Source organism: Fulvimarina pelagi HTCC2506 (assembly GCF_000153705.1).
GTDB lineage: Bacteria > Pseudomonadota > Alphaproteobacteria > Rhizobiales > Rhizobiaceae > Fulvimarina > Fulvimarina pelagi.
On sequence record NZ_DS022272.1, the window covers coordinates 2,517,182 to 2,536,914 of the forward strand.

Annotated in this window: 16 protein-coding genes; 9 read left to right on the top strand and 7 right to left on the bottom strand. The window is 61.2% G+C overall.

The window, feature by feature from the left end; genetic code table 11:
• Position 1: 1 nt before the first annotated feature.
• From FP2506_RS11840 to FP2506_RS11860, 5 genes are all read left to right on the top strand, one after another.
• Complete coding sequence (locus FP2506_RS11840) at positions 2-919, top strand: glycosyltransferase family 2 protein (protein ID WP_007067731.1); 918 nt, start codon at positions 2-4, stop codon at positions 917-919.
• Positions 920-1,219: 300 nt separating this feature from the next.
• Positions 1,220-2,389, top strand: a complete 1,170-nt coding sequence (locus tag FP2506_RS11845; RefSeq protein WP_007067732.1) for a nucleotide sugar dehydrogenase — start codon at positions 1,220-1,222, stop codon at positions 2,387-2,389.
• 359 nt (positions 2,390-2,748) lie between these two features.
• The gene (locus FP2506_RS11850) at positions 2,749-4,575 is read left to right on the top strand and encodes a hypothetical protein (protein WP_007067733.1); all 1,827 of its coding nucleotides are present in this window, start codon (positions 2,749-2,751) and stop codon (positions 4,573-4,575) included.
• On the top strand, positions 4,572-6,851 hold the full coding sequence (locus FP2506_RS11855) for an alginate lyase family protein (protein ID WP_007067734.1): 2,280 nt from the start codon (positions 4,572-4,574) through the stop codon (positions 6,849-6,851). Before FP2506_RS11850 ends, FP2506_RS11855 begins: the two co-directional genes overlap by 4 nt.
• A 188-nt stretch (positions 6,852-7,039) precedes the next feature.
• Entirely contained in the window at positions 7,040-7,510 is a 471-nt protein-coding gene (locus FP2506_RS11860) for a GreA/GreB family elongation factor (RefSeq protein ID WP_007067735.1), read from the top strand.
• 21 nt (positions 7,511-7,531) lie between these two features.
• On the opposite strand, the gene FP2506_RS11865 is transcribed toward FP2506_RS11860, so the two are convergent.
• Positions 7,532-8,047, bottom strand: coding sequence for a hypothetical protein (locus FP2506_RS11865; protein WP_244404179.1), 516 nt, complete (start codon positions 8,045-8,047; stop codon positions 7,532-7,534).
• 64 nt (positions 8,048-8,111) lie between these two features.
• Entirely contained in the window at positions 8,112-9,323 is a 1,212-nt protein-coding gene (gene dapE / locus FP2506_RS11870; RefSeq protein WP_007067737.1) for a succinyl-diaminopimelate desuccinylase, read from the bottom strand.
• Positions 9,324-9,474: 151 nt separating this feature from the next.
• Here dapE and FP2506_RS18050 point away from each other — a divergent pair, with 151 nt between their 5' ends.
• Complete coding sequence (locus FP2506_RS18050; RefSeq protein ID WP_007067739.1) at positions 9,475-10,197, top strand: lytic transglycosylase domain-containing protein; 723 nt, start codon at positions 9,475-9,477, stop codon at positions 10,195-10,197.
• 7 nt (positions 10,198-10,204) lie between these two features.
• Here the strand turns inward: FP2506_RS18050 and FP2506_RS11880 are convergent, their stop codons facing one another.
• The 4 genes from FP2506_RS11880 to FP2506_RS11895 all read right to left on the bottom strand — a co-directional run bounded on the left by FP2506_RS11880 (position 10,205) and on the right by FP2506_RS11895 (position 14,993).
• Complete coding sequence (locus FP2506_RS11880) at positions 10,205-11,011, bottom strand: phosphodiester glycosidase family protein (protein ID WP_007067740.1); 807 nt, start codon at positions 11,009-11,011, stop codon at positions 10,205-10,207.
• Positions 11,012-11,220: 209 nt separating this feature from the next.
• Positions 11,221-12,075 carry a 2,3,4,5-tetrahydropyridine-2,6-dicarboxylate N-succinyltransferase gene (gene dapD, locus FP2506_RS11885; protein WP_007067741.1) on the bottom strand — a complete coding sequence of 285 codons (855 nt, stop codon included), beginning with the start codon at positions 12,073-12,075 and terminating at the stop codon, positions 11,221-11,223.
• A 168-nt stretch (positions 12,076-12,243) separates the two neighbouring features.
• On the bottom strand, positions 12,244-13,632 hold the full coding sequence (locus FP2506_RS18055) for a ChaN family lipoprotein (protein WP_007067742.1): 1,389 nt from the start codon (positions 13,630-13,632) through the stop codon (positions 12,244-12,246).
• 134 nt (positions 13,633-13,766) lie between these two features.
• Positions 13,767-14,993 carry a lytic murein transglycosylase gene (locus FP2506_RS11895; protein WP_007067743.1) on the bottom strand — a complete coding sequence of 409 codons (1,227 nt, stop codon included), beginning with the start codon at positions 14,991-14,993 and terminating at the stop codon, positions 13,767-13,769.
• A gap of 262 nt (positions 14,994-15,255) precedes the next feature.
• Between FP2506_RS11895 and FP2506_RS11900 the strand changes: the two genes are divergently transcribed.
• Positions 15,256-16,209, top strand: coding sequence for a formate/nitrite transporter family protein (locus FP2506_RS11900; RefSeq protein ID WP_007067744.1), 954 nt, complete (start codon positions 15,256-15,258; stop codon positions 16,207-16,209).
• A gap of 57 nt (positions 16,210-16,266) precedes the next feature.
• On the opposite strand, the gene FP2506_RS11905 is transcribed toward FP2506_RS11900, so the two are convergent.
• Complete coding sequence (locus FP2506_RS11905; protein WP_040489119.1) at positions 16,267-16,845, bottom strand: hypothetical protein; 579 nt, start codon at positions 16,843-16,845, stop codon at positions 16,267-16,269.
• Positions 16,846-17,013: 168 nt separating this feature from the next.
• On the opposite strand from FP2506_RS11905, the gene thrC reads away from it, so the two are divergent.
• Positions 17,014-18,423, top strand: coding sequence for a threonine synthase (thrC, locus tag FP2506_RS11910; protein WP_007067746.1), 1,410 nt, complete (start codon positions 17,014-17,016; stop codon positions 18,421-18,423).
• Entirely contained in the window at positions 18,420-19,730 is a 1,311-nt protein-coding gene (locus FP2506_RS11915; protein WP_007067747.1) for a M16 family metallopeptidase, read from the top strand. The genes thrC and FP2506_RS11915 overlap by 4 nt, the downstream gene beginning before the upstream one ends.
• Positions 19,731-19,733 lie beyond the last annotated feature (3 nt).

A 19,733-nucleotide genomic window follows, 5' to 3' on the forward strand; every position in this document is an offset into this window, starting at 1 on the left:
GATGAAACCCGTGCGGAACCAGCAAGACGGGCCGCTTGCAAGCAAAGACCGACCGGTCTTTTCGGTGATCGTGCCGGTCTTCGAGCAGTGGCATCTAGCGAAGAAGCTCCTTGACTGCCTCGACCGGCAGACGATCGAAGCGAGCGCCTTCGAAATCCTTCTCGTCAACGATGAGCCGCCTGACACTTCACCGCCGGACCTTCGCCATGAGAAGGCGCGCCTCCTGCAAGGGTCGAACCGGGGCTCCTACACGGCGCGAAATCTCGGCGCAGCACGGGCAAACGGCCGCTATTTCGTCTTCACCGATGCCGACTGCTTGCCCGACCCCGACTGGCTCAAGGCGATTGCATCGGCTTTCGAAGCCTCGGCGCAGGAACCGACGATCCTCATCGGCAATGTCGAAATGATCGCCCGCACGGATCGAGCGAACGCCTATGAAATGTATGATATCGTCAAAGGCATCCCGCAGGCCCGTTACGTGCGCCGAGGCTACGGAGCGACCGCCAATCTCGCCGTTTCGCGCGCCGTGTTCGAGCGTGTCGGCGGGTTTGACACCAATCGCCTTTCTGGCGGGGATGCGGAATTCTGCCGAAGGGCGACCGCCCGGACCGGCGCTTCCGTCACTTTCCTTCCGGACGCGACCGTGCACCATCCGGCGCGGCACGACTGGCGTTCGATCGCCACCAAGGCGCGTCGGGTGAAGGGCGGACAGGTCAGGTCCGGTACGGCGAAGCAGAAGATCGTGTGGACGGCGCGTACCTTCGCGCCGCCTGTGCGAGGGCTTTGGATGTTCCTCCGCGCCGGCAGACATCCGTTACGCTACCGCCTCTGGGCTTGCCTCGTCCAGCTTCGTGTTTGGCTTCTCGAGATGGCGGAAACCGTACGCCTGCTCTTGAGTGGGACTCCAGAGCGGCGCTGACGGAAGTCAGAGCACAGGATTGGCGGCGGCGCGACCAAGTCGGCTCAAAAGGAGCCGCGAATACGCGAAGGCTGAGCGTTCGCGCAGAGCAGCAAACCACTCTTCCGCGAATACAGCGCATATGACCTTCGGTTTTGGCGCCTAAGTACCGGCCGATCCCTCCTAGTCAAATTTGTTACGATTGGCTAAGGACCCGACCGATCCGGCGGCTTGGACCAGTGGGATCGATCGAACGTACCAGCGCGAGCAACGCCGGTGGGTCGCCGGAGTTCTTGCTGAGTCAATCCTGTCAGGGCAGTCATGAAGATAGCAGTCGCAGGCCTCGGATACGTCGGACTCTCGAACAGCGTCCTCCTCGCCCAGCACAACGAGGTCGTCGCGATCGACGTCGCGGAAGACCGGGTGGAGATGGTCAATCGCGGCGTGTCGCCTATCATCGACGATCACCTCCAGGCCTTTCTCAATACCGAGAGACTCGCGCTAATGGCAACCACCGATCCAGTCCGTGCTTACAAGGGCGCGGAGTTCGTCCTGATCGCGACGCCAACCAATTACGACCCCCAGACAGGTGCCTTCGACACCACCTCCATCGAAACCGTGATCGACGAAGTCCTGAATATCAATCCCGACGTCACCATCATCGTCAAGTCGACGATTCCGGTCGGCTATACCGCCAATCTCCGCACGCGACCTGGATGCGGCAATGTGATCTTCTCGCCGGAATTCCTGCGCGAGGGCAAGGCGCTCTACGACAACCTCTATCCGTCGCGCATCATCGTTGGCGAACGATCCGACCGCGGACGGAAATTTGCAGATCTGATGAAGCAGGGTGCACGGAAGGAGGACATTGAGGTCCTCCTGACCGACTCGACGGAAGCAGAGGCGATCAAGCTCTTCGCCAACACTTTCCTCGCGATGCGCGTCGCCTTCTTCAACGAACTCGACACCTATGCGGCCTCACACGGCCTCGATACGCGGCAGATCATCGAAGGCGTCTGCCTCGATCCCCGGGTCGGCGGCCACTACAACAATCCATCCTTCGGCTATGGCGGCTACTGCCTTCCGAAGGATACCAAGCAGCTGCTTTCGAACTATCAGGACGTTCCCCAGAACCTGATCCGCGCGATTATTGATTCGAATTCAACCCGCAAGGATTTTATCGCCAATCAGATCATCGACATGGCCCCCTCGCGCGTCGGCATTTATCGTCTCGTGATGAAGGCGGAATCCGACAACTATCGCGCTTCGAGCATCCAGGGGATCATGAAACGCGTAAAGGCGAAGGGCATAGAGGTTGTCGTGTACGAGCCGATCCTTGAGGACGTAGATGACTTTTTCCATTCCCGGATCGAACGGAACCTCCAGCGGTTTAAGTCCGAGTGCGACGTGATCGTTGCCAACCGTATGGTCGATGAACTCGCTGACGTGGCTGAGAAGGTCTATACGCGAGACCTTTTCGGGAACAACTGACAAATACCGCCCGCAAATTCTGCGCTTTGGCTCGCTACCGGTCGATACCGAGGACGAAAGTAGGTAGATCCACGCTGCATCGGGGCTATTCGCTAGCCATTACCGAATGCTAAAGGGTTTACGGAGAACTTTTCACGAGATTACCCGGACGAGAATTCGAGGGAGATTCGCAGTCGAAGTGCAACTTCGAGCAGCGGAGACAGGATGACCGGTATCGAATGAGGCGTCATGAAGCCGACGCGATTCAGCCTTAGCCCCACACTTTGGGTCTGCGCAGAACGTGAAGGGGTTCGGGCTTCTTCTTCTACGCGACAAGAAGCCGGCTCTTGTCACTTGGAAACTATGAACGGTCAGAACGCATGATGCAGGCGATCAGCTGGCTTCAGGAGATTCGATCTCTTGTTTCTTGGGAAGCGCGGAAGGTCGCGAAGCTGATCCATCGGCAACCTGTCATGATGCTTTTTGCCATCTTCCTGGTTCTGACGGGCGGGATCGCGCACGTTCTCGCATTTCTCCTTCCGCTCAAGGTCATCCTTCTGGCCGGCTCGACGGGCATACCGAGCTATTTCACGCCGATCGTGTCGTCGCCCGAGTACAAGACCGAATTGATCGTGGCGCTCTCGTTCGCTGCGGTCATATGCTACGTGCTTGGATTGACCGCGGAAGCCGGAGCGAAAAAGCAGAGCCAGAAGGTTGGAGCTCATATCGGATCTGTGCGCAACGACGAGCCCGATGATTCCGAACTGGACGAGGTCTCCGACTTGGTCCACCAGTTCGTTTCCTTAACAGCAGATATTCTCTTCACCCTTTTGGCGCTCGCAGCGTTCGCCCTGATGAATCCGCCGCTCGGCGCTTATATCGTAGCTGTGGCAACAGGAGGTGTCCTGATATTCGGGGCGCTGAGAACACGGGTGACAGTCGGTGGAGAAACGCTCGGAGAGCGGGCGCTTCGCGATACTTCGAATATCATCAAACTTTGCGCTTCGATCATCTTTTTCGGTGGCTTTTTTGCAATCCTCTTGCCTCTCTTCTTCACCGAGAACCCGAACATCCTCATTGCGATCATAAGTTTCGTGGTGTTTCGCCGAGCGCTCAGCGCGCTATCCTCGGTGGTTCGCCAGACGGTCAAATTCGGGACCAACCGGGCATCGATCGACGAGACGATTGTCTACGAGGACGAACAGAAGGAGGCGATGCCGAGCAGCACGCTGAGCGTGATATTCTCCAAGGATGCACGCGAACTCCGGATCAGGGAATTGCTGTCCGACTCTCTGGACCCCGATGACCACATCGATGTTCACTGGACGGATACCGGACCTCGAGATGTCAGCTTGTTCGAAATTGCGATCCAGAGGCCGAGCGAGAATGAGCCATCCACGCTCTATATCCAGGCGGTGATTCCGCGCGGTCCGAAGAATTTGCTCGATAGAGAACGTGAACTGTTCAAGGAACTTGAGCATGAAAAGCTCTGCGCTCCCGCTTTCGTAGCGGAATTTCAGGAGGGCGATTTCGACTGCCGGATCATGAGGGTCGGCGAATCGGTCAGAGCCTCGAGGGAGCAGAGGCGGGACGCTTTCAATCGAATTTTCACCCGAATATGGAGTGTCGAGCCGCCGCGATCACTTCAAGCAGATCCGGAGTTCGCGCGACCCCGGATCGTGCGTGTCCTCAAGGACTCGTTCTGCCGGAACGCAGCTTTGGCCGCCGAAAGCGATAGCGATCGCCACGCACTCGCAAACTTTCTCCGCCTGCGCCCGAGTATTTTAGAAGTGGTGGAGCAAGCACCTTGCTACATCCACAATCCCGACATGAATGCCAATACGATCTATCCGTTGGCGGACGGAGAAGCGATCCAGCCAATCTGGTCGCGGTGGTCGATCGAGCCGATGGGCACGACCCTGCCGACACCGCTCAGCGTGAGCGAGATCGAGGCATCGCTCGAGCTCGTTCGTGAAAATCGCCCATCTATACCGTCGGACTTTACGACAAACCACCTTCTTCTGATCGATTCGATGACCAGGCTCATGCAGCTCTTGAGCGCACGCAGATACCGAGCGTCGATCGACCTGATGAAGAGGGTGATCGAGAATCCTGTTGTGATTGCACTGAGCAATCCCGAACAAACCTCTCTCAACGGCCGATCGAGCCGACCTGTCCAGGCCGAAACAAGCACATCCTCAGCATGAACGGAAAGCTCAAGAAGGCAATCGCGCTTATTCCCGGCGCCCGAACGACGAAGCAATTTCTCGAAAGCAGGGGGCTCAATCTAGGATCTTCGGCGGTATCTGAACTTCCTATCAAACGCCCTTCGGAGCGCGGGGTCCCTCCCGCTCTCGACGAGGATGCGTTGCGGGCGGCCTACGCGGCGTCACCCCTCTCAAGCGAGCCGGACACTTTCGTGCTCTACCGCATCATCGGCAACGACCTTGTGCCGCGGCATGCAAAGGGGCAGTCCCGCGCCAATTTGCGCTTCATCCTCGAAAACGAACCGGCTCTCGAGGCCTGCGAAAAACGCTTCGTCGTCAACAAGATCGTCGATACCGAGGAAGAGGCGTTCATCATCGAGCTACTCGAGGTGCACGGGTACCCCTATCTCCATCTCCCTTTCGATCACGAGGCCTATCGGGCGGTCGAGTGGGACATCGAAGGCGTACCGCCGCAATTTGCGCCCTTCTCCAAGTCCTACGGCATGCTGCGACAGGTCGAACAGGACCGTGTGGTTACACGGCTCTACCGCGACAAGAACAACGCGGTCATGCACAACAACGGTGCTCGGAATGCCGCCTTCGAAGACGGACGCGCGCGGGCGAAATGGGTGCTGCCGTTCGACGGCAACTGCTTTCTGACCGAAAAGGCCTGGACCGCCATTCGGGAGGGCGTCCGTGCGGCACCGCATGTTCCGTATCACATCGTTCCGATGGCCCGGATCCTCGACAATGCGGAACTCCTCGACCCAGCGTCTGAGCCGCCCGCCGAGGAAGAGCCGCAGATCCTCTTCAGGCGTGATGCCACCGAGCGATTCGACGAGGTTCATCCGTATGGGCGTCGCCCAAAGGTAGAATTGCTTTGGCGCCTCGGCGTGCCCGGCAACTGGGACCGCTGGCCGATCGAGCCGTGGGACAGCCCCTACCCGGGCTATGCCGCCGATGCCGGTCAATTCCGCACCACGGGTTGGGTGGCGCGCCTGTTCTCCGGGCAGGGCCATCTGGAAGACAAGACGGCCTCGAACACGCTGGTGACACGCGGCGAGGCGCGCTCGGAAGCGATCGTCACGCTGATCGACGCCCTCGACATGCGCTTCAGGCCGTCCTGCCGCCGCATGCTCGTCCTGGAAGATCGCGAAACCTCCGGGGCAATCGGTTCGGAAGCGGTCGAAGCGCCATTGCAGGAGGCGCTCAGGACCGCCGCCGACGCCGCGCTCGGCAGGGGACCCTTCTCGGTCACCGACAAGACGTCGATGCCGCCGAGCGGCATTCTGCACGATTACTGGCATCCGGCGCCCTATTACTGGCCCCATCCCCTGAAGCTGCCGGGACTAGCCTATGTCCGAAAGGACGGCGTCCGCGTTCCAGGGACACGCCTCTACGAGCCTCTGAGCGACAAGTTCGACCGCACGCGTCTGCAGCGGCTCTTCGACGACACCTTCGTCCTCGCTCTCGCCCATCGCGAGTTCCAGGACACGCGCTATGCCGAGCATGCCGCTCGGCACGTTCGCACCTGGTTTGTCGACGAAACGACCCGCATGAACCCATCTTTGAACTACGCCCAAGTTCGGCGCGGCCACGACGGCAATCGCGGCTCCAGCAGCGGCATCATCGAGATGAAGGATCTCTACTTCTTCCTCGACGCCGTAAAGCTTCTCAGGCACGCCGGCGCATTCGACGAGAAGGACAACGAGGCGTTCGAGACGTGGCTCGGGACCTATCTCGCCTGGCTCCAGACCTCGCGCCAGGGCGTCGGCGAACGGGCTTCGCGGAATAACCATGGCACCTATTTCGATCTGCAAGTCGGTGCGATCGCGCTTTACCTGCGAAACGATCGTCTGGTCCGCCATACGCTTCGCGACAGCCGCAGTCGAATTCTGGCGCAGTTCGCGGGCGACGGTCGCCAGCCGGAGGAGATGACCCGCACGACGACGGCGCACTACTGCGCCTTCAACCTTCAGGGCTGGCTCAATCTTGCCTCGCTGGCCGATGCCGCCGGTGAAGACCTGTGGGCTTTCGAAGGCTCCGAAGGCCAGAGCATTGGGCGCGCGTGTGAATGGCTGCTCGCCCATATCGGCAAGGAATGGCCGTATCAACAGATCGACGCATTCGATACCGATCGTCTTTACCCGATCTACCACGCTTATGCCGAGCGCTTCTCGGCGGCGGACATCGAGGCGCCGCTTCCGGACGCAACCGCGATCAAGCCGATCTTCGATCCGCACGATGGCATCCGCCCATTCTGGCAGATCCGGTAGAAGCGGCCCGTCGAGTTGAATTGGGCAAAGCTTCCTTTTGTTCGCCAACGAACACGGCACCTACAGACCTGTCGAACCTTTAACCTTTGGTCATGAAGGAATAGGCTGGATCGGTGGGCAAGGCCGCTGCCTGGGGCCGTGCCTCCCGTTTCGGCATGACATCGCCGGGATCCGGCGGGAGGTTTTCTATGAGCGTCGCCTTCGTCAAAGAACCGAACGAAGATCAGGTCGAAGTGCTGCCCGACCGCGATCTCGGAAGCGATCCGAACATCGTCACGCCGCGCGGTCTGAAAATGATCGATGACGAACTCGAAGCGCTGAATGCTCAGCGTGCCACCGCGCGCGAGGCGAAAGACAAGGTCGCGCTAGCGACGATACATCGCGACATGCGCTACTGGAACGCCCGCCGTGCGACCGCTAAACTCGTTAAACCCGACCAGAATCCGCAAACGGTCCAGTTCGGAACTCGCGTTACGATCGAGCGCGACGACGGCCAGAAGCAGAGTTTCACAATTGTCGGCATCGACGAGGCCGATCCGCGCGACGGCTATCTTTCCTATCTTTCGCCGCTAGCCAGAAATCTGGTCGGCAAGAACGTAGGCGAAGAGGTCAAGGTCGGCGCGAGCAATGCGGAAATCGTTTCAATTGCTGTCGGTTGAAGGGACGCGAGAAGCGCTCGGTCAGATAAGCGGCACACCCGTGAGATCCATCACGACGCCATAGCTCAATAGGCCTGTCGCGAGCAATGCGGCGGTCAGGAAGATCGCCGTCGGCCAGTCGTCGAGAATGGTGCGGCAAAGACGGGCCGTAAGCACGAGCGACCCGATCGACAGCAGTGCGCCGACCAGCGCGAGGTTCGGCCCCATCCCGATGAGAAGGACGAGTGCGAGGTAGGGGGCGAACAGCCAAGTGACCAAGGCGGCGCCCCAGTTCGTCGCGACGACCAGCGGCGAGACCTTGCGGCTCCATCCGATGCGCTTGGCGACGAGCAGAAGGATGATAACCGGAAGAAGCCAGGCGAGCAGATCGGCGAAAAGGTGCGCACCAAAGGCCTGCGCCGTACCGATATGCTCCGCTTGGTCACTCCGGTCGCCTGCTTCGAACTCGATCCAAGAAAGGGTCAAGGCAGGCAGGGCAACGAGAATGGCAGAAAAAGAGCGATAGAAGCCATCGGCGGAGACATCCAGTCGGGACATCCCATCCTTGCGTCCCATCATCAACGCCCAGACGCCAGAGAAGTTGTTGAGCACTTCGCTCAAATCAGACGCGGGACGCGGGGTTTGCGGCGAACCAGCGGGATATGAATCGGTCATAGATCTCGGTCAAAGCTTCCAAGTCGGCCAAGGCCACATGCTCATCAATCATATGCATAGTTTGACCTACTAGACCGAACTCCACAACCGGGCAGAAGTCCTTGATAAAGCGAGCATCCGAGGTGCCGCCGGTAGTCGAGAGCCGGGGCGCTTTACCAGTGACCGCCGCAACCGCACCGGATAGCGCCGAAATCAGGTCCTCAGAGCGCGTCAGAAAGGCTTCCGAGGGCCGGCCCCGCCAAGCGAACGAAACTTCCGCAGGTTCTTTGCCGGCGCGATATTTCGATCCGTTTCGGGCTGTTTCGACGCGAGCTAAAAGCTCCGCCTTTAAACTGTCCGGGGTCCACAGGTCGCAGAAGCGGACGTTGAAGGAGAGCCTCGCTCGACCCGGAATGACGTTGGTGGCGTCATTTCCCGTGTCGATCGATGTGATCTCCAGGTTGGTCGGCGGAAACGCCTCCGTACCCTTGTCGAACGGCTTGGCCTGTAGGGCCTCCGCGATGGCGGTGATCGTGCGCAGCGGGTTGTCGGCAAGATGCGGATAGGCGACATGACCCTGCCTGCCCGTCACCGTGACATGGGCCGAGAGCGAACCACGCCTGCCGATCTTCACCATATCGCCCAGCGTCTCGGGATTAGTCGGCTCGCCGACAAGACAAGCATCGAGCCGCTCACCCCGTGCCGCAATCCAGTCGAGCAGCTTGATCGTGCCATTAATTGCCGGGCCTTCCTCATCGCCGGTAATCAGCAGGGAGACGCGACCGTCTGACCTCTCGCCACGCGTCCTTCGCCGCGCGAGGGCCGCGACGAAGGCTGCTATCCCACCCTTCATGTCGACGGCCCCGCGGCCGTAGAGCTCGCCGTCACGGATTTCGGCTGAAAAGGGCGGCAGGCTCCATTCGCTTTCGTCGCCGACGGGCACGACGTCCGTATGCCCGGCAAAGCAGAGATGAGGACCGGCACCCCGCGCTGCAAAGAGGTTCTCGACGTCCGGCGTATCCTTATCGGAGAAGACCGGCCGCATGACATCGAAACCGAGTTCGTTGAGCATCCTGCCGAGAGCGCTCAGCGCGCCGCCTTCGGCCGGCGTCACCGAAGGACAGCGGATCAGCTCTGCCAGGACGGCGGCGGGATCGGTCAGATCGCGGACGGATGCCATGGGCGGGATGGTCCCTGTTCTTCTCAGACAGTCTCGAAGATGCGTCTCTGCCACAGCCAGCCGACGATTGCGACCGCGCCCGAAACCGCCACCGATTTGCCGCGATCGGAGCCGAGCGGTTCACCGAAAGTCAAACAATCGGACTCATCCCATGCTCCGCTCGCCCCGCGCATGCCTTGTCGCCCTCGCTATCGCCGCCTTGCCGCTTTCAGCCTGCGTACCAAACGCCGCCTCCGTGTTGGAAACTGCGACGCCCACGGCAACCGCTCGCCCTGCCGACGCCCCGAGCCAGGCTGCCATCGCCGCGATCGCCGACCAGAAGGTCTACCAGCGCGACCGCGAGATTGCGGCGCGCGAAGTCGCCCAGGCGGCTGAGAAAGGCACGGTCTCGGGCAGTGCGGCGATCGACGCGCTGATCGAAAAGCATGCCCGGGCGAACGATCTGCCTGTCGAGATGGCCTACGGCTTTGTGCGGGTCGAAAGCCGCTACAATCCGAGGGCCAAGGGCGCTGGCGTCTACGGTCTTTCGCAGATCAAGCCGGCGACTGCGCGCTCGATGGGCTTTTCCGGTTCAGCCAGCGACCTCTTCGATGCCGACACCAATCTGCGCTACGGCATGAAATATCTGAAGGGCGCCTGGGACAAGGCAGATCAGGACGTCTGCCGCACGGCGATGAAATATAAGGGCGGCCACCGGGCCACTCGCATGACCCGCTCGGCCTCCAGCTATTGCTCCAAGGTGAAGGCCCACATGGCCGAGATCGCCAAGCGCAAGGCCGCGACACCGGCGACGACCGCCGCCGAAGACGCAAGGCCGGCGACCGACGTCTCAAGTCGAAGCATCGACACTCCGGCGACCTCGACCGGATCGTGATACGTCGTCAGTCCTTCTTCGTGACGAGAAGCATCGGTCCGAGCCGATCCCGGCGATAGGCGATATTCGCCGCCCGGTAGGAGAGGCTCGAGACCTGGCCGTCGAAGAAGAGTGCGTCCTTCACACCGACCGTATCGCGGAAGAACAGCGCGAAGTCGTAGAAATTGATCGGCTTGCGCGTGAGCGCCAGAAAGACGGTGCGCCCATCCTCGCTGACCCCGACGCCGTTGCGGACGTAGAGACTGTCCGAAGTTGGAATGAAACGCGGATGGACCTTGCCTCCGATCAGCAGCATCGGACCGGACTGGGTGGCGAGCACCGGATCATGGCTCTCGCCGAGATAGCGCTCGGTCTCGCGCACGAAGGCGCGACCGTCCTCGAGATAGAATATGCCGTTCGGCCGCAGCGAGAAATTGCCCGACCCCGTTCCGAGGACGGCCTTCTTCACTATCCGGCCGTCCTGGACAGTCAAGCCGACGGGCCGGCGGTCCTCGTGATACATTCCGGCATTCATGGCGAGCACGACTTCGCCGGACAGGCTCGCCGCCGCCTTCTCGAATGTTTCGTAAGGTCTGCCTGCGTCGTCGAGAGCCCTCAGGTGAAGGTCGAAGGACGATAGCGGCACTTCGCAGAGGATCGTCTCGACCGATCCCGCCATCGCAATCCGGCAGATGCCCTCGTGGCCGGCCGGGAGATCCGGCACGGGGACGAGCCAGCTGAGGAAGCCAGTGGCGAGAACCGCGGGGAAAGAGAGCGAGAACAGCTTTTTCAAATTCGGCTCCGCGAGATCGATGCCAGAGAGGGAAGACCACACCCTCCTCCGTCATTCCCGGCCGCCGTGGCGGGAATCCAGTCTTGTGACCCCTGTCCCGGTTCGACGAGACACGGCTCCGCCAACAATAGCAGGCCGCCACCGCTCTGGATTCTCGGGACGGAGCCCGAGAATGACGACGCGGCGAATGCCGGCACCTCATCGAGGGACCTCAATCCTGATCACCCGCACTCGAAAAGTGCGCCTAGAAATCAGTTACGCAGCAGATCGTTGATCGAAGTCTTGGAGCGGGTCTGCTCGTCGACGCGCTTGACGATGACCGCGCAGTAGAGGTTCGGTCCCGGCGCGCCGTTCGCCATCGGCTTGCCGGGCATCGATCCGGCGACGACGACCGAATAGGGTGGAATCTCGCCGTAGCTGACTTCGCCTGTCGTCCGGTCGACGATCTTGGTCGACTTGCCGATATAAACGCCCATGCCGAGCACCGAGCCCTCGCGGACGATGCAGCCTTCGACGACCTCAGAACGGGCGCCGATGAAGCAGCCGTCCTCGATGATAGTCGGACCGGCCTGAAGCGGCTCAAGTACGCCGCCGATGCCGACGCCGCCGGACAGATGCACGTGCTTGCCGATCTGCGCACAGGAGCCGACCGTCGCCCAGCCGTCGACCATCGAACCCTCGTCCACATAGGCCCCGAGATTGACGAAGGACGGCATCAGGACGACGTCCCTGGCGATGAAAGAGCCGCGCCGAACGATCGAGCCTGGCACCGCGCGGAAACCAGACTCGCGGAAGCGATCTTCGCCCCAGCCGGCGAACTTGGACGGCACCTTGTCCCACCAGACGGAGCCGCCATTGCCGCCTTCGATCACTTCCATGTCGTTGAGGCGGAAAGAGAGAAGCACGGCCTTCTTCAGCCATTGATGGACGGTCCACTGCCCATCCTCGCCGCGGGAGGCAACACGGGCAGTGCCACTGTCGAGCATTTCGAGCGCCGCCTCGACGGCTTCGCGAACCTCTCCCGTGGTCGAGGTGGAGATCGAAGCGCGGTCCTCGAAAGCCTGTTCGATAGTGGCTTCGAGGGCGCTGTGGTCCGTGGCGCTCATCGCGTCGTCCTTACCTGATCGATGTGTGGAAAGGCGAACCGAAGTCCGCCGAGAATCGGCGCGGACCCTAGTTCAAGGCCGGCGGCTAATCAATCACGGTATGATAGAGTGGCGATCTACGACGGTGGCCGAAAATTCAATGCGTGAAGCGAGTTCGGACACGGACCGTCAGTCAGCCGCGCCATCGGTCGAAGAGGAAGCCTCGGCGGCACCTTTCAATTGCGCGGCGAGTTTGGCGCAGTGATCGGTCTCGTTCGCTTTCGGCGTGAAGATCGTGAAATCGAACGGTGCGGGGGTCTCGTCGGAGAGACCGTATTCCGATGCCTTGTCGGCGTCGACCCCGGCGATCTCGACCATCTGCACCGCGACTGATTCGGACTTGCCAGTCAGGCCTTCGATGACGGACGGGACGCCGCGATCCTTGCGCACATGGCCCGATCCAGCGATCAGCACCGCCGATCCGTTCTCCTCTGCCGCGTCGATCATGGCGGCGGCCATGGCGCCGTCGCGCAGGCGCTGGGCGAGTTCCATCGGCTTCAGCGCCGCTTCCGGCAGAAGGTCACAATGGGCCGCCTTGAGTTCGGCCGTCAGGTCCTGTGCAAGAGCGGGATCGACCGGCAGGTCGAGCCCCAGCCGCTTGCGGTCGGCGGCAGGAATGTTCGCGCCTTTGTCGGAGGAAAGGTCGCGCACCGTTTCCCGGTCGAGATTACCGGCGACGATCGGCAGGCCGCTGTCGAGCGCGGCCTGGAAGACTGGCGCATAAATCGAGAAGTCCGGCCATCCCCGGTCGTTCCAGGAAAGTTTCTTTGCAAGGTCCGACAGGTCGACCGGTGTCGTGTCGTCGATGTTCTTAAGGACGTCCGAGAAGGTCTCGGGGATCATTTCGAAGACGATGGCCGGGCTGCGGTCCCCGCCCGCGACGCCGCGAATGATTCCGGCCTGGAGCCGATGATGGTCCGGGTTATCGTGAATTTCACCAAGCAGCACGTAGCGCGCGCCCTTGACCGCCTTCACTAGACTTTCTGTGTCACTGGGAGAGCCATTGGAAGAGACAATGGAGCCGACCAGCGGACTGTCCGCATAGATCGTTGATCGCCAGGCCCTGTCGTCCTCGTCGAACAACTTCGTCGCTTGCGAGCGCGGCGTGTCCTTATTTTCCTCGGTCCCGACGCGGCTGGTCGACCCGACCGTGGTCAACAATGGAGACCCACTGTCTCGATAGGCCATGGCGCCTGAAACCTCGTTACGAGGTTCCGGAGACTTAAGGGCGATGCCCGGATTGCGCTCCGCGATCGCTTCCAAGGCTTTGACTGCACCCGAGGCCGACGCGGTCTCACCGCCGAAAGGCGTTGCCGTTGCTATTGAGATTGTCGCATCACGGCCACGAGCTTCGAAAGGAGAGTTGAGCATCTGTTCGGTGTCGGGCACCGTAAAGCTGCTCTCAGCGCTCTGCATCGGAAGATTGTCGATCAGTGCCGAAATACGATCGGCGAAAGCGAGACTCGATACGCCGACGACGCCCACGGTGAGCGAGACGATCAGAACCCGGCGCGTCACGAGTAATTCCCCACAGCATCCCCAATGCTTAAATTTCGCGCACTCCCCAGCACGCATCGACCATACATAATCCAAGATGTGGCGAAAATATTACAATACCGTTGGCATCATGACCGCAGCCCAAAGAATAACATTCAATCGAGCGCTTCCACCAACCGACGGGACGGCCAACAGGTTTCAGCGAGCCCGAATTCGCGCTCGACCTTTCCGATTGAACGACGGGTCTTGAAGCCGGCGAGACCGTCGACGCCGCCGACATCGTGCCCTAGCGCAACGAGCTTTGACTGCAATTTGGCAACATCGCCGCGCGTCAAACTGTCGGGCTCCTTCCAACCAGTAGAGAAGGTACCTGACCCCAACATCCGGTCGGCGGCATGCCCGACGAAGAGGGCATAGAGATCCGAGTTGTTGTAGGCCTTGAGAACGTAGAAGTTCGGAGTCGCAAGGAACATCGGCCCCATGCGCCCCGCCGGCATCATCACATGTCCCGTTTCGCCGATTTCGCGATCCGGAAAAGGTCGACCCGAAACGCGCGAGACCCCGTCCGTGACGAAGGTTGAGATCGGCCGGCCCTGATCCGGTCCTTCGGTGGTGCAGGAGACGCTCATCGGAATTTCCGCTTCAAATCCCCAGTCGCGTCCGGTCTGCCAACCGTGCTCCTTCAGATAATTGGCGATCGAGGCGAGCGTGTCCGGCACCGAGTTCCAGATGTCGCGTTTGCCGTCGCCGTCGAAGTCGACGGCATATTGCAGGAATTTTGATGGCATGAACTGCGGCTGGCCAAGCGCTCCTGCCCAGGAAGAGCGCATCACATTCACCGGGCGATCACCGTTTTCGGCAATTTCCAGTGCCGCCAGCAGTTCGGTGCGGAACATTTGCTTGCGACGCGAAAGCCAGGCCTTCGTGCCCAGCACTTCGAACGCGTTGTGCGGGATCGCGGCATTGCCAAAGGCCGATTCGCGGCCCCAGATCGCGATGATGATCGGTGCGGGAACGCCGTAGCGCTCTTCGATTCGTTCAAGAAGAGCGGCATGGCGGGCGAGGAGTTCGCGGCCGGTGCGCACCGTCGTGCCGAGTGCGCGCTTGGAAAGATAGTCCGAGCCGTTCTTGAACTCGGCCTGGAAGTTGATCTGCTCGACGGTTTCGCTCGCCCCGGGCAATTGCAGGTCGGGAAGCTCCAAATTCGGCGCAACGCCCTGGAATGCCCGATCGAAGACCGTCCTTGAGACGCCCCGCGCTTCTGCCTCCGGCCAGATCTCCGTTTGAAGAAAGCTGCGGAAGCCCGCATCAATGGATGGATCAGCGTGGGCCGGAACGAGTAAGACGAGGAGCGAAGCGAAGAACGCCGGAAGTAAGCGCATGAATCCGTCCTATTGTTTGAAATATTGAGCGATCCGTACGACACCAGATTAGGACGCCGAACTTGCCTCAAGCGCCTACATTCTTGGTCTTATCGAACAATTGACCGAATGGATCAGGGTCCAGTGCCTCACCGTTCACCGCGTATATCAACCCCGCGGGTTAGAACATCACGCGTGAAGGACTAACTGCTGTAGAGAGCAGGAACCTTGCTACACCCTCGGCAGACCGTTTCCTATCCTGTTTCGCGAACATGGCGAGTGAATGACCGATAAGACCCACGAAACCGGGACGCCGATCCAAGAAGATGAAGATCTCAACAAGGAGGCGATCCAGCAGTTCGCGAAAGGCGGACAACGCCATGCCAGTGAGGTGACAGAGCATCGGCTCGAGCATGAAGGCTCTTCGCTGACCCAGGGCGAACTGGAAGAGGTCGACCACCGGATGAAACTGCGCCCGCTGGCGGTCTACGAGATCGTGCGCCAGGAGGGCGAGGACGAGCTGACCCGGCCCTATCGCTCGCTCTGGTGGTCGGGCCTTGCCGCCGGTCTGTCGATCGGATTTTCCGTCTACACGCAGGCGGCCATGCGCTCCTATCTGCCCGACGCGGACTGGACGCCCCTTCTGGAATGCATCGGCTATTCCGTCGGCTTTCTCATCGTCATCCTCGGCCGCCAGCAGCTCTTTACCGAGATCACGCTCACAGCCGTGCTGCCACTCCTCGCAAGGCCAACGCCCCGCGGTTTTTTCGCGGTCGCTCGGCTTTGGACGATCGTACTCGTGGCGAACATGGTCGGCACGGCGGTCTTTGCCCTCGGCATCGCGGTCGACATTCTGGATACGCCCGAGATCGTCGCTGCGGCGATCGAAATTTCCCGTGAAGCGACGTCGGGGACGTTCCACCATCTGCTCTTACGGGGGATTGCCGCCGGCTGGCTGATGGCGACCGTCGTCTGGCTCATGCCTTCGGCGAAAGGTTCGGGCTTCATCGTGATCGCGTTGATCACCTCGCTGATCGCGCTCTTCCATCTGGCCCACGTGGTCGCTGGATCGGTAGAGGCGTTCACCTTGGTTTTCATTGGCGAGCGCGGCCTGATCGACGCGCTTGTCGGCTTTCACTTGCCGGCACTGATTGGGAACGTTCTCGGCGGCTCAGCGCTGTTTGCGCTGATCAGCTACGGCCAGGTCGCAGACGAACTCGACGAACGCGGCAACTGAAGCTGCGTTCATTCCAGCGCAAGATGGAGTGCGAAGCATTCGACCTTGCGCTTGGGCTTATCCCGGAGGTCCTTCATCGAAGCCCGTGAACACCTTGATGTTTTGTTCCTTCGGCTCGGCGAAGACGATCCTATCGTCGGTATAGGTGAAGTTCTGCGCCTCGCCGCCTGCGTTGGCCGACGTCGGAACCCGACCGAGTTCGGAATAGATTACGTCGTCGCCGCGCAGGACCGCGATCCGCAGCGGAAGCTGGACTGCGCCAGGAGCTGCAGGCCCTGGCGCGATTCGACCCCCGACGTCCACTTTCATGCGCAATTGGCCGTCAACGATGCGGCAGGTACTCTGGGCGCCAATGATGTTGGCGCTGTAGGCGAGTTCGGTGCCCTCGTCCTTGTCGAGAATTCCGGTGCCCTGTCGCACCTCGACGGCAGGGCAATAGGACGCGGCCGTGCCTTGCGTGGCAAATCCCGTCGGTTGGCCGTTCGGAACCGGCGGCGCACCGACACTCGCAGCAGTCTCGCCGAGTCCCTCTCCGGTATCAGTAGAGGAACAGGCGGCAAGAAACATCCCTGCAACGGCTGCGACAAACGATAGATGTGAGCCTCGAAGCGAACGGCGCGGCTTACCCTGGATCATCGATCGGTTCTTCCCTTTCCCTTGTACGAGGGTCTATATCAGGCGGCAATGCCGGACGCGACCTACCGGTATCCAACGCGGGTCGAGCCTTTAAGGGGCAAGATGACATTGCCAAGGCAGACCGCGTCTTTATGAGGCGATCCAGGGACGCCGGCACTGGGAGACGACGTGGAATACGTAAGCACAAGGGGGGAGGCACCCCGCCTCGGTTTCGCTGATACACTGCTGGCGGGGCTTGCCGGTGACGGCGGGCTCTATGTTCCGAACGCCTGGCCCCAGCTGTCGCAGGAGACGATCCGCTCGTTTCGCGGACGACCCTACAGCGAGATCGCCTACGAGGTGATGGCGCCTTTCGTCGGCGAGGACATCGCGGCAGACGACCTGAAGAGCATGATCGACGACGCCTATGCGACCTTCCCGCACCCGGCCGTCGCGCCGCTGGTGCAGATCGGCGCGAATCACTTCCTGCTCGAACTTTTCCATGGTCCGACGCTCGCCTTCAAGGACGTCGCCATGCAGCTCCTCGCGCGGCTGATGGACCATGTCCTCGCCGAGCGCGGTCAGCGTGCGACCATCGTCGGCGCGACCTCGGGCGACACCGGCGGCGCGGCGATCGCGGCCTTCGCGGGCAGCGAACGCGCCGACATCTTCATTCTTTTCCCCAATGGACGGGTCTCGCCCGTCCAGCAGCGCCAGATGACGACAAGCGGCTCGGCGAACGTCCATGCCGTCTCGCTCGACGGAACCTTCGACGACTGCCAGGCGCTCGTGAAGGCGATGTTTAACGACAGGCGCTTCCGCGCCGATGTCGGCCTTTCCGGCGTCAACTCGATCAACTGGGGCCGGATCATGGCCCAGATCGTCTACTATTTCACCGCCGCCGCCTCTCTCGGCGCACCCGACCGGCAGGTATCCTTCACGGTGCCGACCGGCAATTTCGGAGACATCTTCGCCGGCTTCGCCGCCAAGCGCATGGGCCTGCCGATCGACCGGCTGATCGTTGCGACCAATGCCAACGACATTCTCGATCGCACGCTGAAGACCGGCCGCTACGAGACCGACGGCGTTGAAGCCACGATGTCGCCCTCGATGGACATCCAGGTCTCCTCGAATTTCGAGCGTCTGATCTTCGAGGCAAGCGGCCGCGACGCCGATCTCGTGCGCGGGTTGATGCAGCAGCTGTCGCAGTCCGGTGCCTTCACCCTGCCGAACACCGTTATCGAAACGATCCGCAACGAATTCGATGCGGGGCGCACCGATGAGGCCGAGACAGCGAGAACCATCAAGAATGTCCTCACTCGGCAGGCCTATCTTCTCGATCCGCACACCGCCGTCGCAGTCAACGTCGCGGAGGCGCTTCTCGGCGAAGCGCCGATGGTTACGCTCTCGACGGCCCATCCCGCGAAATTCCCGGACGCCGTGACGCAGGCCTGCGGAAGGACGCCAGATCTACCGCCCAGTCATGCGGACCTCATGCAGAAGCGCGAGCGCTTCGACACGATCGCCAACGATCTCGACGCCTTGCAGCAATTCATCAGAGAGCGCTCACGCGCCGGCAACGGCGCGGAGGCCGCATGACCCAGCAGATCACGCGGCTTGACAACGGCCTGACGGTGGTCTCCGACAGGATGGACAATCTCGAGAGTGCCGCTCTCGGCTTCTGGGTGAAAACCGGAGCCCGCGACGAGCACGAGGGCGAGCACGGCATCGCCCACCTCCTCGAGCATATGGCCTTCAAGGGTACCGCACGGCGTAGCGCGCGAGATATCGCGGAAGAGATTGAGAATGTCGGCGGCGAACTCAATGCAGGAACGAGCGTCGAGTCGACCTCCTACTACGCCCGTGTCCTGAAGGATGACGTGCCGCTGGCGCTCGACATTCTCTCCGACATTCTCCTCAACTCACGCTTCGATCCGGTCGAACTCGAACGCGAGCAGCACGTGATTCTGCAGGAGATCGGTGCCGCCGAGGACACGCCCGACGACATCGTCTTTGACCATTTCCAGGAGACTGCATTCACCGACCAGATCGTCGGCCGGCCGATCCTTGGAACGCGTGACAGTGTGAGAAGCTTTTCACCCAGCGATCTGCGCGCGTATCTCGACCGGCAGTACGGACCGGATCGAATCGTCGTCTCGGCAGCCGGTGCCGTTGAACACGACGCGATCGTTGCCCAGGTTTCAAGTCTCTTCGAACATCGTAGAAGTCCTATCCTCGAACCAGCCAACGTTAAGCGTAGCGCCGCACGCTACACCGGCGGAGAATATCGCGAGAGGCGCGATCTTGCCGACGCCCAGCTGCTGATCGGCTTCGAAGGTCGTCCATATTATCAGCGGGACTTCTATTCCTCCCAGGTCCTATCCATGGTGCTTGGCGGAGGAATGTCCTCACGGCTTTTTCAGGAGATCCGTGAGCGGCGAGGACTTTGCTACTCGATCTACGCTTTCCACTGGAGCTTTTCCGACTCCGGGCTGTTCGGCATCCACGCTGCGACCGGGGAGGAAGAACTACAGGAGCTCGGCGAGACCATCGTCGAGGAACTCGTCAAGGCAAGCGAGGAGATCAGTGATACCGAGGTCGTCCGGGCCCGGGCGCAAATGCGCTCCAGCCTGATGATGGGCCAGGAAAGCCCCGCCGTCAGGGCCGGGCAGATGGCGCGCCAGCTGATGTTCAACGGAGCGATCATCTCCAGCGAGGAGTTGTTCGACCGTCTGGCTGCGATCGACGCCGCTCGTCTCAAAGATCTCGCCGGCCGCCTCTTCATCGACGGCGCGCCGACCCTTGCCGCGATCGGAAAGCTTGAGCGTCTCGCCTCCGTCGATGCTCTCGCCATGCCGCTGAAAGCGGGCCAGACCCGCCCCCGAAGCGCCGCAGGCATGGCTTGACAA

Bases quoted from the DNA above. Each gene is read 5' to 3' on its own strand.
- FP2506_RS11840 (WP_007067731.1), top strand. From the start codon at position 2: ATGAAACCCGTGCGGAACCAGCAAGACGGGCCGCTTGCAAGCAAAGAC.
- FP2506_RS11845 (WP_007067732.1), top strand. From the start codon at position 1,220: ATGAAGATAGCAGTCGCAGGCCTCGGATACGTCGGACTCTCGAACAGC.
- FP2506_RS11850 (WP_007067733.1), top strand. From the start codon at position 2,749: ATGATGCAGGCGATCAGCTGGCTTCAGGAGATTCGATCTCTTGTTTCT.
- FP2506_RS11855 (WP_007067734.1), top strand. From the start codon at position 4,572: ATGAACGGAAAGCTCAAGAAGGCAATCGCGCTTATTCCCGGCGCCCGA.
- FP2506_RS11860 (WP_007067735.1), top strand. From the start codon at position 7,040: ATGAGCGTCGCCTTCGTCAAAGAACCGAACGAAGATCAGGTCGAAGTG.
- FP2506_RS11865 (WP_244404179.1), bottom strand. From the start codon at position 8,047: ATGTCCCGACTGGATGTCTCCGCCGATGGCTTCTATCGCTCTTTTTCT.
- dapE (WP_007067737.1), bottom strand. From the start codon at position 9,323: ATGGCATCCGTCCGCGATCTGACCGATCCCGCCGCCGTCCTGGCAGAG.
- FP2506_RS18050 (WP_007067739.1), top strand. From the start codon at position 9,475: ATGCTCCGCTCGCCCCGCGCATGCCTTGTCGCCCTCGCTATCGCCGCC.
- dapD (WP_007067741.1), bottom strand. From the start codon at position 12,075: ATGAGCGCCACGGACCACAGCGCCCTCGAAGCCACTATCGAACAGGCT.
- FP2506_RS11895 (WP_007067743.1), bottom strand. From the start codon at position 14,993: ATGCGCTTACTTCCGGCGTTCTTCGCTTCGCTCCTCGTCTTACTCGTT.
- FP2506_RS11900 (WP_007067744.1), top strand. From the start codon at position 15,256: ATGACCGATAAGACCCACGAAACCGGGACGCCGATCCAAGAAGATGAA.
- FP2506_RS11905 (WP_040489119.1), bottom strand. From the start codon at position 16,845: ATGATCCAGGGTAAGCCGCGCCGTTCGCTTCGAGGCTCACATCTATCG.
- FP2506_RS11915 (WP_007067747.1), top strand. From the start codon at position 18,420: ATGACCCAGCAGATCACGCGGCTTGACAACGGCCTGACGGTGGTCTCC.